Genomic DNA, 13,930 nt, shown 5'->3' with positions numbered 1-13,930 from the left:
TTCTAACTGTCTTTTCGATTTGTTTGCAGGAAGGGCGTATGGCAAAGAAGCCGACTATTCGTGATATCGCACGCCTGGCTGGCGTCTCAAAGTCGACGGTATCTCGCGTGCTGAATAACAGCGCCAATGTCGATCCATTCACGCGTGAGCGTATACAGCGCGTGATCGCGGAACACGACTTCGTGCCTGATCAGACAGCGATGCATCTGGCACGTGGAGATCGCCGACTCATCGGTATGCTTCTTCCAGCCCTGTGGTCGTTTATACCGGAAATTATACGGGGCATCGCTAGCGTGGTCGAGGAAAACGGTTATGAGATTATTCTCTATAGCTCGGCTGGTCACAAAGATTTTCGCAACGTGGTCGACCGAGTGCTGACAACGAATCTCACCGCCGGTCTCCTGGCCTCGATTCATACCCATTCGCCCCAGCACTTGATCACGCTCTCCCGCAGTGGCCTGCCCGTCGTGATCATCAATCTGACGGCCCTTCGACTAGACAGTCCCTGGGTAAGTGTAGACAATGCGGGTGGGGCGCGCCTGGCTACTCGCCATCTGCTCTCACTGGGGCATGAACGCATCGCCTTTCTCTTTCCCAGCCCTGATCTACCCTGCTTCCATGATCGTTATCATGGTTACTGCCAGGCGTTACGGGAGGCTGGTATAGAGCCAGATCCCATGCTAGCACTTTACGACGATGGTAGTGCCGTGAAATGCCTGCAAGAGATTCAGGCCATGAGCACTCCACCCACCGCCATTGTCGTTGGCAATGACTATCTGGCCTATAGTGTAATTATGGAACTGGGGAAGCTGGGCTGGCGCGTACCCGAAGATATAGCCATCGTTGGCTTCGATGATGTCATCCCGCCTTATCAAAGTTCCATCGCGCTCACAACGGTACGCCAGCCGTTCTATGAAATCGGTCAGTGTGCCGTCGAAATGCTGCTCTCTCAGCTCAATCCGCGCTTCAAGCCTTCGCGCAACTGGTTGGAATTTGCGGTTCCCTTTGACCCGGATTGGCAAACAAGTCCTGATGGGCATACCTGGCCATCCTGTCACATCCAGCTTCCGCTCACTCTGACCGTGCGCAATTCATGTGGTTCCGGACGCCGCTACTCAAGCGGAATTCAGCATGAAACCTGAGCGGGAAGCAGGCGGCAAAGAGGACCATTTAACGTCACTGGTAGCTTTCTTGTTTATCTACATCATTGTCGATGAGTTGCGATCTGGTATGTATCGCAAGTATTAAAAACAACAGAGGATGTATTAACATGGACGTTCCTTCGATCCTTCTTCCATCGCGGTTTAGCCGCCGCACTTTCTTGAAGACAGCTGGCGCGGTGGCCAGCGCAGCAACCCTGGGTTCCAGCCTGAGCGCCTGCGGTAGCTCCTCCAGCGGCGGCGGCAGCACCGTGACACTCCAGTACTGGGACTACTATGTCAGCCAGTCTCCCTGGCTCGATAACGAGGTCAAGCTCTTCGAGGCCGCTCACCCCAATATCAAGGTTAAAAGGACCATCAACAGTAGCACTACCTATGACCAGCTATTCAATCTCGCTGTTAAAGCCAACAAGCAGCCGGATGTCTTTATGGTTACGGGCACTGCGACTCCCTACAATGTGCAGATGCAGAAGGGCTGGTGGTTGCCAGTTGATAAGTGGATTAATGCGTCGTGGAAGAACCGTTTCCCAACCGGCACCTTCTACGAGGGCAACAATATGTACAACGGCAAGACCTATACCGCGCCTCTCGCTGGTAGCGGTGTTTTCCAGATGCTTTATCTGAACACGGACGTGTTTAAAGCCGCTGGCCTGACCAATAGCGATGGCACACCCAAAGTACCGCAAACCTGGGACGATGTGACAAAATTTGCCGATATCATCACTAAAAAAGGCAATGGACAGTATTATGGTCTCGGCTTCGGCGCTGGCGGTGGCGGTTCTGTCACCAATTGGGTCGATCTCTTCATACGCGCTGCCGGCGTACCTGGAGGCGCGTTTGGCGGCACCGGGGGCACCTGGTACGATGGCTTCGATTACCGCGTGGGCAAATATACGTTCTCCAGTGATCGCAACTGGGAGGATTTCATCAGCCTGTTCCTGCAATGGAAGCAGAAGGGCTACTTCTATCCCAATTCCATGAGCATTACCGACGAAACAGCACGTGCCTACTTCGAGCGTGGCAAATTCGGGATGATAGTTGGTGGTGTCTGGAATCAGCCGGAATGGACGACGCACGGATTCACCAATTATAGCCTGACTACGCTGGTCGGACCGACGGCAACGCGCAAAGGCTTCTACTATCACACACCCGGCGGTCAAGAGTTCGCCATTTCCGCCCAAACAAAACATCCTGAAGAGGCCTGGCAGTGGTTCAACTGGCTCTATAGCGATGCGGCGGAACAGCGCTGGGTACAGACGTACAACGAAGATCTTTCGACCTTCAAGAGTCTCAACGATCCTTCGAAAATCAAGTTCAAGCCCTTTGCCGAATATGTCGCCAACGCGCCCTTGAACCTTACCTATCCCAATCCCAACGTGCGCAATCCCGAAACCTCGAAAGTCATCTTCAACTCCCTGTCGCCCAATTTGAATGACGCGATAGTTGGCCTCTGGACCGGCCAGTTGCACGATATGAAAGCCGCGCTCAGCGACCTTGAGGGCCGTGCTAACTCCGCGATCCAGAAAGCCATCTCACAGGCCCAGACCAATGGCGCTAAAGTCTCCATTAAAGACTACACTTACCCGGACTGGGATATCACCAAAGACTACATCACCAAACACAACCAGGGATAGGCAAACGAGTCGCGCAGCTTCCTTGCATGGCGATTGAACGCAGCTAGAAGTGCTAGCTGCGTTCTCGCCATGCGTGAGAGGCCAGACGCACGCCATAACTTACAATCGGGCTAACTAAAAGAGAGGACTTTCAACTCATGCGAGCTCAGGAAGTAAAACTAACACAACCAGAGATGGAGAAGAAGCATGTCACCGTAACTGCCCATAAGAAAAGTCTCTGGCAGGAAATATATAGAAACCGCTGGTCTTACATCTATCTTGTTCCGATGATCATCCTGCTGCTGGCTTTCATTGTCTACCCCATCTTCGCTTCTCTGGGCTACACGCTCTATCAGTGGAATGGCATCGGCGATCCGACCGCATATGTCGGCCTCGACAATTTTAAAAAGGTGACAACCGATCCCATTTTCTGGGAATCTTTCATCCACACATTCATTTTTACTGCCGTGGTGGTTCCTGTTCAATTGACGCTGGCCCTGATCCTGGCCCTGATCCTGAATAGCACCAAATTGCGCTTCGCTACGTTCTATCGCTCAGTCTATTTTCTGCCGGTCGTGATGTCTCCGGCGGTCATCGGCGTGATCATGAATCTGATGATCAGCAATTTTGGCGATAACTTCAATACCATCTTTTTGAAGCTCCACCTTATCAATCAACATATCGACTGGCTGGCTGATCCCCGTTTTGTGCTGTGGATCATTATTGCTATTCAAATTTGGAATACCCTGGGCATCAATATGGTCTATTTCCTGGCCGGGTTACAGACTATTCCCACCGAACTCTACGAGGCCGCGCGCATCGATGGAGCCGGTTGGGCCGCTCAGTTCTTCTCGATCACCATCCCGATGCTGCGCGGTGTGGGAATGATCATCCTCTTCCTCGCCATTCTGGGTAACCTCAACGTATTCGACCTCGTGCAGGTATTAACCGGCGGCGGCCCATACTTTGCCTCCAATGTCGTGAGCACCTATATCTATCAGCAGGCCTTTGGCGGTTTCAGCGTCGGTGGCTCCGGAGGAGGAGGGGTGGTACAGCCAAACGTTGGTTTCGCCTCAGCTGCTTCGTTCTTCTTCGGCCTGATCCTGATCGTATTGACCAGCTTCCAAGCCCTCGGCTGGCGATATGTGCGCCGCAACGGTGCCAGAACTGCCACTTCCGCTACCGAAACCGGGGCAGCATAGCAACTAGCTAGAATGGAAAGGACTTCATAATTATGGCAACCTCAATTCCACAGGCAACAGTGCGCGAAACAGAGAGACGACGAAAACAGGGCCGTAACTTCAGATACCGGCAGACTACGGGAAGGCTGCTATTGCATGCGATCCTACTGGTCTGTGGCTTCTTCTGGGTCTATCCCTTCCTATGGGCACTGGGCAGTTCACTCAAAAGCGAGGCGGGCTTCTTTAGTGAGGGCCTGAGTTTCATTCCCAAAGAGTTTCTGTGGCAGAATTATGTCGATGCCTGGACACAGGCGACATTCGGTCAGTACTTCTTCAATACGGTCATTATTACGGTCCTGACGGTCGTCTTTACGCTGACTTTCACCTCGATGGCTGGATTCGTGCTGGCCCGCACCAGTTTTCCCGGTAAAAAATGGTTGATCGCGTTGATCGCGGTCACCCTTTTCCTGCCACACGGCTACACGATTGTGCCGGTTTTCGATCTGATCCAGCGCATTGGCCTGCTCGATACCCTCTGGTCCGTCATCGTGGTAGAGACGGCAGGGAATATGGTCTTCAGCACCTTTCTCTTCATGGGCTACTTCTCGACGATTGATCGCGAACTGGAGGACGCGGCGCGCGTGGATGGTGCCAGCTTCCATCAACTCTTCTGGCAGGTGATGTTCCCGCTGGCTCGTCCGATGCTGGCAACACTTGGTCTCTTCACCTTTATAAATAGCTGGAACAACTTCCTGATCCCTCTGGTCTTCACGCTGGGCAATTCCGACCTGCGCACACTCCCTGTTGGTCTATACGCATTTATTGCCCAGACTTCCACAAACTGGGTACTGCTCTGCGCAGCCTCAATGATCTCGCTCGTGCCTACTATCCTGGTCTTTGTATTCACGCAACGCCATGTGATTAACGCCTTTGCCGGTGCAGTGAAGGGGTAGCAGACTCAGCATTCTCTCTCCTACTTACTTGCTCTTCAGCTATATCGGCACCATTCTATACCTCGAGGTATAGAATGGTGCCGATATAGCTGAACCAGCGTTTCTTAGCAGTATTTTTACAGAGAATATGTCGAGAAAGCCCCGTCCATGAATTTATCAAAAGTTCGACGATAAAGTATGCTCAAAGTACATTGAAGATATGTCCTCAAAGCAATGAGTGTGAAAAAATGGGCTGTGTTGCAAAAATAAAACTCATCAGATATGATGGATGAAAGGTATTGTCAACTTGATAACGGAACTGAACATTGTGCTAAAATAACTGCATGAAAACAAACGCCACTTCCCCCAATTACAAAGGCCACCGCTTTGTGCGTCCGTAGAGTCCTCTTGAGAACGCTCCCAAGGGAGCTACGAGCGGAGAGATCTCGTATCGTCACCTGATTTACCGGAGATGGAAACGTTAAAAGGGAACACAGCATGTCAAGAACGCATCAGTTCTAGGATTCAGCGAAAAGATCGTGATGCAAGACGAAGAGATGGCATGGTGAAAGCTGAATTGCTTGAACACCAGTTTCTTGGCCGTAATAGCCCGGGTGGACGAAGGCTGAATGAAACGTCCATGGAGAAGAAGTATCTTGTAATGGGAAGCGGTACGAGATACTCTCCCTCTTCTCCCGGCGTCCCAGAAAGGACGTAAAAGGAACGAACGGGCACCTAAACCATCTGAATGTCTCAGGAGGAGCAAAACGGAGATGCCCTACGTCGGAGAGACCCGATAAGGGTACGGAACTTGCATAGTAGTCCGAGACGGTAACGCCGATCACATGGCGAAGGCAAGTAAGTTGTTCAAGTGAGCAGGAGACCAACGTATGCGAAATGCAAAAAGCGGAGGCCTAAAGCAAACGACCAGTTATTTGGGAACAACTGGAGAGCCGGATACTTGGAAACTTGTACGTCCGGTTCGGAAGGAGGATCGCAGAAACCTCCCCATCTGGGAGAAGGCGCTGTGATCCCACCTTACCCGACTGAAATCATCAGCCATGCTGTTTGGCTGTATTTTCGCTTCTCGCTCAGTTTTCGCGATGTGGAGGAACTTCTGGCACAGCGCGGGATCATCGTGACCTATGAAACCGTCTGTCAGTGGTGTCTCAAATTTGGACAAACATACGCCAACGAACTACGCCATCGTCGCCTTCGTTGCGGTGACAAGTGGTATATGGACGAGGTCTTTCTCACGATCCGTGGCCAGAGGCACTATCTATGGCGAGCAGTCGATCAAGAGGGAAACGTCCTCGACATTCTGGTTCAGAGCCGACGAAACAAAAAAGCGGCGAAACGTTTCTTTCGGAAACTCCTCAAAGGGCTCCAATACGTCCCCCGCGTGATCATCACTGATAAATTGAAGAGTTATGCTGCGGCGAAACGTGAGATTCTACCTGGAGTGCAGCATCGACAGCACAAGGGGCTCAACAACCGGGCGGAAAACTCGCACCAACCCACGCGGCTCCGAGAGAAGAAGATGCGACGCTTCAAATCAGCCAAACAGGTGCAACGCTTCCTTTCTGCCTTCGGCCTCATCTCCGGCCACTTCCAACCGCGACGACATCGTCTGCGTGCGCAGGAATATCGTGCCACTTTACAGGACCGATTCCAGACGTGGAATGAGGTAACCAGAGTAAAACTGGTCGCATAACTGTAATGATCTCCCCACCTCTCGCTCTGCAGCATCTTTCCTCGTTATAACTCATCAATATATTTCATCTCTTATGAATAAGTTGACAATACCCGAACGGTGTATTCCAGACAAGGAAGATCTGCGGGCTTGCGAATGTAGGAACCATGCAGCCGTGTTGATGGAGAGGCACACGCAGGGCATGGAACCGCTCTTCTGGTTGAACGTAGAGAAAAGATGAGCACATTGCCCTCAAGCGTCGCTTCTTCGATGACCACATCAGGGTTATTTGGGAACAATAGGTTGGTCAGAGAATTCATTGGTACTTTCATGAAGGGGAAGAAAACAGCGAAAAAAAATCTCTTCTATTTTACTACCTTTGAGCTTCCCACACAAAGTGCGCATGAACCAACACTTCCTTCATTTTACGTACAAATTTACACCCGATTTGCTGGTCCGAACCCAGTCGTAGACCAGGTCATCCGGACGACAGGTGCCGTGCTGAGTGGCAGGCGGAGCTACGATGTGGGCCGGAAACCGGGACTACCACCAGCGTATCGGAAGGTCTTCGGAGGAGCCTGGATCGGACCTGTGTTCGTCCTGACGCATCACGCACCTGACGACGACGAAGATGAGACGATCACGTTCCTCTCGGATGACATTCGATCCGCAGGTGCGACAGGCTTGCGAGCCACAGAGGGGAAGAAGCTGCTGATCATCGGTGCCAGCCTTGCCCGTCAGTGTCTCGAGGCAGGGCTGATTGACGAGATCCTCGTGCATGTAGCGCCCATCTTGCTCGGTGATGGTGTCCGCTTCTTTGCCCGAAAGGCGGGCGAACAGGTTGCCTGAGAGACGATAGCCGTCTCACAAGCAGAGCAACTGACCACCCTTCGTTTCCGCGTGAGAAAGGCATGAACAGAAGCAACAGATGGGGGATGAACGCACCTCTCCGGCCAAGGGCACGCTCGCCAGAGAGAGACCAGTTCCAAAACCTGGCAGAGCAAAATGGCTCCGTACTTTCCCTATAAAATGGCCCTTGTAGCAAGACCATTATCATTCTATACTGTTGCCAGGTAAAGCACTTCGGAGCCATATGCAGGTACATATCCATTCAGAAGCTCCCCTTTCGCTCAAGACTTCTTAGCGCCTGCGGCACTTCGTGCGTCATGTGTAGGTCCTGCTGGAGAGATCAGCCTGGGAATGCGCTGGAAGCATGAGGAAGAACAAGGAGACAGGTAAGCGATGAAAGCTATTCACCTCTATAGTCAGAGCGGACCCGATCAATTTGTGTTCGAAGATGCACCGAAACCTCAGCCAGGAGTGGGAGAAGTCCTGATTCGGGTCCATGCGACCAGTGTGATGTGGCAGGAACCTACCTGGCCGGAAACCTGGAAAACACCGGCTGGTATCGAACGTCAGCATCCCATACCAGGTCATGATGTTTCTGGCGAGGTCGTTGAAGTGGAGGCCGGCGTCACTGGTATCGCCGTAGGAGAGGCTATCTATGCGCTCACCGAATTTTGGCGGGATGGCGCGGCTGCGGAATACACTGTCGCACGCGCAACTGATGTGGCGCCCAAGCCACGAACCCTTGGGCACCTACAGGCAGCCGGAGTCCCCCTGGTTGGACTGACCGCCTGGCAAGCGCTTTTTGAGCACGCAGGGCTTACCAGTGGGCAATCGCTTCTCATTCATGGTGCCGCTGGTGGCGTGGGAAGCATGGCGGTTCAAATGGCAAAGTGGGCTGGTGCCACGGTGATCGCGACAGCCTCTGCACACAATCATGCATTCCTACGCACGTTGGGAGCCGATGAGATCATTGAGTATACCACCACGCGCTTTGAGGAGGTCGTCCATGATGTCGATCTTGTTCTTGATACGGTAGGAGGCGAAACATTGGAGCGCTCCTGGACAGTGGTGAAAAAAGGAGGCATGCTCATCTCCGTTGCCAGCCCACCCTCAACTGAACAGGCCAAGGCGCATGGCGTGCGGTCCGTGTGGTTTATTGTTGAACCCAATCGGGAGCAACTGATCCAGATCGGGAACCTGATAGATACAGGCCAGCTCCGACCAATCACCGAGCGGGTCTTCCCTCTCTCAGAGGCATCCCAGGCGTTTGAGCAGGCCCGACAAGGGCACACGCGCGGAAAAATCATTTTGCGCGTAGAGAACGAGGAGTAGAGGACGAGGAAAGGAGGAGATGAGCATGATGCTTGTGACAGGCACAACGAGTGCTGTACGGATGACCTGCATGACAGCCAGAAACATGATCTGCTTTATCGTCCTGGCTCCCCCGCGGGTCAAGGAGGAGGCTTCCAAGGTGCTTCCCGATTGAGCCACCACCGGCGCCCAACCAACGTATGCTTTGAGGGCCGAAGCCAAGGGGAAGTTGTGGATCGAGCCGATAGCCGCTCTGATCGTCACCGCCGTGATTGGCCTAAAGCCTGGAAACGACAGCAGAATCTGCCCTTCGCGCGCCTGTTCAACCATCGCGATGATGTCGCTCTCCAATTGGTCAATAGGCTCGCGCAAGAGTCGAAGCGCTTTGATCAATTGGCCTTCCTTGTTCCAGAACCAGCCCGCGTTGGCGAATCAGGTCTTTCACGCCGATACGCTCAGCGGCCAGACGCTGCAATTCCAGCAGCTTGCGATCCGAGAGGGAACGGGCCCCTCCTCGAATCGGTTGCAACACGGTGAGGCTGGCAGTGGCCAGCGCTTGCGTTGATAGTACTCCAATGCCCAAGGTTTGGAGCGTGTGGATTGCCCAGCAAACGGCTGCGGAGCATGGCGCAATGGTTTGATGCAGGCAGAGCGGCGATGTGCTGTGGAATACGTGCCACGCTGATGGCCGACATCATCGATAACCACAGTGTCGTGCTTTTCGTCAGCCCAGTCGATGCCTGCGTACCACATGGGAGGTTCCTCCTCGAGCAACAAACGTTCCGGTCGCCTTTCGGATCCGACAGTTCCTATGCGCAAGCATACCCTTGCATACCCTTGCTCAAGCCCTCTCGACAGAAGGGCTTGAAAGGAGTTGAACGGAGAAGGAGGTTCCGCGTCTTCTCACATTGCTCAATGCTGTTTCGAGATATCAGAGCAGGGAAGCATCTTCCTTCCAGGGATGGGACCACATGAAAGGGAGAATTACTGCATGATGTTGGATGGAAAACAGATCAGGCATCTCACGCTTCCACTCTGGAAGGCGCTCATCAAGCATATTGCTGTGCAGAAACGTGCGGAGCAGCAGCTCAAAGAAAGCCGGGAGAACTTTCGTGTCCTGGCCGAGACCGTGCCCCAGTTGGTGTGGACAGCCCAACCTGATGGCTCGGTGACCTATTCGAATCACCGATGGTATGACTATACTGGCGCCTCCCCTGAACAGGCCTTGGGCGAGGAATGGAGCCAGTTTTTGCACCCTGACGATTATGAGCACACCCTGACGATCTGGCATCATGCGCTCGCAGTGGGAGAACCCTATGAGATTGAATATCGTCTCAAGGAGGGCCAAACGGGCGCGTACCGCTGGTTCTTAGCTCGCGGCATGCCGATGCGCGATGCAGGCGGTCACATCGTCAAGTGGTTTGGCACCTGCACCGACATTCACGACAAAAAGCAAGTCGAGGACGAAATCCGTGTCCTGGTTGATGCCATCCCCCAATTCGTCTGGATGCTGCGCCCCGATGGCTCGTGTGAATACACGAACCAACGCTGGTGTGACTATACCAATATGACTTCTGAACAAGCTCAAGGGGATGGTTGGCTCCACCAGGCCATCCACCCCGATGACCAACAACGTGTCCTGGAGGTGTGGCAGAGCGCCGTCCAGGCAGGCAGGCCCTATGAAGCGGAACTGCGCCTGCGCAATGGAACCACCGGGGAGTATCGCTGGTCCCTTGCCAGAGGAGTGCCGTTCAAAGATGCGCAGGGCACGATCCTGAAATGGTTTGGCACCAACACTGACATCGATGAGCAGAAACAGGCTGAACAGAGAATCAAAGCCAGTGAGGAAGACTTGCGCGTGCTGGCTGAAACGGTGCCACAGTTGGTGTGGACAGCACGCCCAGATGGAGCTTTAGAGTACTGGAATCAACGGTGGTATGCCTATAGCGGTTCCTCCCCTGAACAGGCCTTGGGCGAGGAATGGAGCCAGTTTTTGCACCCTGACGATTATGAGCACACCCTGACGATCTGGCATCATGCGCTCGCAGTGGGAGAACCCTATGAGATTGAATATCGTCTCAAGGAGGGCCAAACGGGCGCGTATCGCTGGTTCTTAGCTCGCGGCATGCCGATGCGCGATGCAGGCGGTCACATCGTCAAGTGGTTTGGCACCTGCACCGATATTGAGGACCAGAAACGGGCGGAGCAGCAGCTGAAAGAAAGCCAGGAGAGCTTGCGCGTGCTGGCCGAAACGGTGCCGCAGCTGGTCTGGACGGCACAGCCCGATGGTCAGGTCGAGTACACGAACCAGCGCTGGCGTGACTATACTGGGGTCACGCTTGAGCAGATACAAAGTGACCGATGGGCTCATCTCCGGTTCATCCATCCTGAGGATCGTGATGGCAATCGAGCACGCTGGCAACATGCCCTGGACACGAAAGACATGTATGAGCACGAAGAGCGTCTCAAAAATTGCCAAACAGGGGAGTATCGCTGGTTCTTAACCCGTGCACACCCAGTACGCAATGAAGGGGGTCAGATCGTCAAGTGGTTTGGCACCTGTACCGACATCGAGGAGCAGAAACAGGCCGAAGAGAGAATCAAAATCAGTGAGCAGAACTGGCGCATGCTTGCCGAAACGGTACCACAGTTGGTCTGGACGATGCAACCCGATGGTCGTCTCGAGTATATGAATCAACGGTATCGTGACTGGATGCAGCCCGATTTTGAGCTCAGTGGGGACGATTTCTGGCGTCAGTTTGTGCATCCTGCCGATTTTGAGCGCACATTGGCGCTTCGGCGCCATTCGCTGGAAACGGGTGAGCCGTATGAGAATGAATACCGTCTCAAGAATCGTCGGACCGGTACGTATCACTGGTTCTTAACCCGCGCTCTGCCAGTGCGCAATGAAGCAGGCCAGATCATCAAATGGTTTGGTACCTGTACTGACATCGAGGAGCAGAAACAGGCCGAAGAGAGAATCAAAATCAGCGAAGAGAACTGGCGTATGCTGGCCGAAACCGTTCCACAGCTCGTCTGGACAACGCAACCAGACGGCCGCGTTGACTACGTGAATCAACGCTATTGCGACTATACTCAGGCCACACTTGAGCACATCCGAGATGATGGCTGGCACCAGATTGTGCATCCCGAGGATATTGAGCGTACGCTGGCACTTCGGCGTCAGACACTCGCAACGGGTGAACCCTATGAGATCGAATACCGTCTCAAGAATCGTCAGACTGGTGAGTATCACTGGTTCTTAACCCGTGGCCTGCCGGTGCGTAATGAAGCAGGCCAGATCATCAAATGGTTTGGCACCAGCACCGATATTGAGGGCCAGAAACGGGCGGAGCAGCAACTCAAAGAAAGCCGGGAGAGCTTGCGCATGCTGGCCGAAACGGTGCCGCAACTGGTGTGGGTGAGACGACCCGACAGCCGGCACGAGTATGTGAACCAGCGCTGGTGTGACTACACCGGACTCACGCTTGAACACGTCCAAAGCGACCGCTGGGAGTATCTCCAGTTCATCCATCCTGATGATCGGGAAAGCAACCGAGCGCACTGGCAGCACGCCCTGGAGACGGGAGACATGTTTAAGTACGAAGCGCGTCTCAGAAATGCCCAGACCGGGGAATACCGCTGGTTTTTAGTCCGTGCCTTGCCAGTGCGTGACGAAGGAGGTCACATCGTCAAGTGGTTTGGCACCAGCACCGACATTGAGGACCAGAAACGGGCGGAGCAGCAACTCAAAGAAAGCCGGGAGAGCTTGCGCGTGCTGGCCGAAACGGTGCCGCAACTGGTGTGGGTGAGACGGCCCAACAGCCGGCACGAGTATGTGAACCAGCGCTGCTGTGACTACCTCGGGCTCACGGCTGAACACATGCAAAGCGACCCATGGGCTCATCTCCAATTCATCCATCCTGATGATCAGGAAGGCCACCGAGCGCACTGGCAGCATGCCCTGGAGACGGGAGACATGTTTGAGCACAAAGTGCGTCTCAGAAATGCCCAGACCGGGGAATACCGCTGGTTCTTAGCCCGCGCCATGCCCGTGCGCGATGAAAGCGGCCAGATCGTCAAGTGGTTTGGGACCTGCACCGACATCGACGAGCAGAAACGCTTGGAGGAAGCCTTGCGCCAGAGTCAGGAGCGCGCGAACGCCCTGATGAACTCCAGTATTATTGGGACCTTTCTCGCCGAAGATGAGCAGGTCGTGGATGCCAATGACACCTATCTGCACATGCTCGGCTACAGCCGAGAAGATTTGTGTGCCGGGAGCATCAACTGGGCTCGCATGACACCTCCAGAGTACCTGGCTCGCACCCAGCAGGCACGCCAGGAACTTGTCGTTCACCAATATAGAGCGCCTTATGAGAAAGAATATATCTGTCAAGATGGCAGCCGCCTGCCGGTGCTCGTGGGAGTTGTGGCCTTACGACTCGACCCACACCAGGCGATCGGCTTTGTGCTGGATAATTCGGCGCGCAAGGAACTCGATCAACGCAAGGATGACTTCATCAATATGGCAAGCCACGAACTAAGGAATCCGCTCACGGCCTTGAAGATGCACATCCAGTTGATGCGCAGACGGCAGCAAAAACAATCACATGACGAGGTGGTCACAGCGCTTTCCACCCTGGAGGGACCCATCAAGCAACTCGAACGCCTGATCGGAGAGTTGCTTGATGTCTCCAAGATCCAGGCGGGCAAGCTGGAGTATCGGCAGGGGCAAGTGGATCTTAACGAACTCCTCCGGGAGATCACCGACACCGTGCAATACAGCTATCCAGACCATAGCATTGTGGTACGTGCGCCAGTGAGGGCCTGCATGATCGGGGATCGAGACCGCCTGGGACAGGTCTTCACCAACCTGATCAGCAACGCCATCAAATACTCTCCTCAGGCAGAGACGGTCGAAGTGGAGATGGACACCACTGAAGATGTGGTCACAGTTCGGGTGCGCGATCATGGCCTCGGTATTCCGCGGGAACAGTGCGAGAAAATCTTTGAACGCTTTTATCGGGTCGCCAATCCCAGGCAGAAAGGGATTGCCGGCCTGGGCATGGGGCTCTACATCGTAGCCAGGATCGTCAAGCATCATAAGGGAACCATCACGGTGGAGAGCGAGGTTGGAAAAGGCTCCACTTTTACAGTCACCCTTCCCAATATGAGATGCGCTTGAACCACT

At 53.9% G+C, this 13,930-nt stretch carries 10 protein-coding genes; 8 read left to right on the top strand and 2 right to left on the bottom strand.

The annotated features are described in order from the left end of the window. Positions 1–38: 38 nt before the first annotated feature. From JMI88_RS27475 to JMI88_RS27445, 7 genes are all read left to right on the top strand, one after another. Complete coding sequence (locus tag JMI88_RS27475; RefSeq protein WP_201365154.1) at positions 39–1,142, top strand: LacI family DNA-binding transcriptional regulator; 1,104 nt, start codon at positions 39–41, stop codon at positions 1,140–1,142. Between the two features lie 128 nt (positions 1,143–1,270). Further along, on the top strand, positions 1,271–2,794 hold the full coding sequence (locus tag JMI88_RS27470) for an ABC transporter substrate-binding protein (RefSeq protein ID WP_236023089.1): 1,524 nt from the start codon (positions 1,271–1,273) through the stop codon (positions 2,792–2,794). 137 nt (positions 2,795–2,931) lie between these two features. Then, positions 2,932–3,975 carry a carbohydrate ABC transporter permease gene (locus tag JMI88_RS27465; protein ID WP_236023088.1) on the top strand — a complete coding sequence of 348 codons (1,044 nt, stop codon included), beginning with the start codon at positions 2,932–2,934 and terminating at the stop codon, positions 3,973–3,975. A gap of 32 nt (positions 3,976–4,007) precedes the next feature. Continuing rightward, on the top strand, positions 4,008–4,907 hold the full coding sequence (locus JMI88_RS27460) for a carbohydrate ABC transporter permease (protein WP_201365153.1): 900 nt from the start codon (positions 4,008–4,010) through the stop codon (positions 4,905–4,907). Between the two features lie 991 nt (positions 4,908–5,898). Further along, a complete protein-coding gene (locus JMI88_RS27455; protein ID WP_201365243.1) occupies positions 5,899–6,600 on the top strand; it encodes an IS6 family transposase in 702 nt (233 codons plus the stop codon). A gap of 504 nt (positions 6,601–7,104) precedes the next feature. Further along, complete coding sequence (locus tag JMI88_RS27450; RefSeq protein ID WP_201365152.1) at positions 7,105–7,428, top strand: dihydrofolate reductase family protein; 324 nt, start codon at positions 7,105–7,107, stop codon at positions 7,426–7,428. Positions 7,429–7,821: 393 nt separating this feature from the next. Next, entirely contained in the window at positions 7,822–8,760 is a 939-nt protein-coding gene (locus JMI88_RS27445) for an NADP-dependent oxidoreductase (RefSeq protein WP_201365151.1), read from the top strand. Here JMI88_RS27445 and JMI88_RS27440 read toward each other — a convergent pair. Together JMI88_RS27440 and JMI88_RS27435 are read right to left on the bottom strand one after the other, a co-directional pair. Continuing rightward, a complete protein-coding gene (locus tag JMI88_RS27440) occupies positions 8,677–9,132 on the bottom strand; it encodes a transposase (protein WP_201365150.1) in 456 nt (151 codons plus the stop codon). The genes JMI88_RS27445 and JMI88_RS27440 overlap by 84 nt on opposite strands. Continuing rightward, positions 9,095–9,322 carry a hypothetical protein gene (locus JMI88_RS27435; RefSeq protein WP_201365149.1) on the bottom strand — a complete coding sequence of 76 codons (228 nt, stop codon included), beginning with the start codon at positions 9,320–9,322 and terminating at the stop codon, positions 9,095–9,097. Before JMI88_RS27435 ends, JMI88_RS27440 begins: the two co-directional genes overlap by 38 nt. A 408-nt stretch (positions 9,323–9,730) precedes the next feature. Between JMI88_RS27435 and JMI88_RS27430 the strand changes: the two genes are divergently transcribed. Beyond that, positions 9,731–13,924 (top strand): PAS domain-containing protein, encoded by a 4,194-nt coding sequence (locus JMI88_RS27430; protein ID WP_201365148.1) that lies wholly within the window; start codon positions 9,731–9,733, stop codon positions 13,922–13,924. Positions 13,925–13,930: the final 6 nt, after the last annotated feature.

The organism is Dictyobacter formicarum (assembly GCF_016587435.1).
This window is presented reverse-complemented; position numbering and strand designations above follow the sequence as displayed.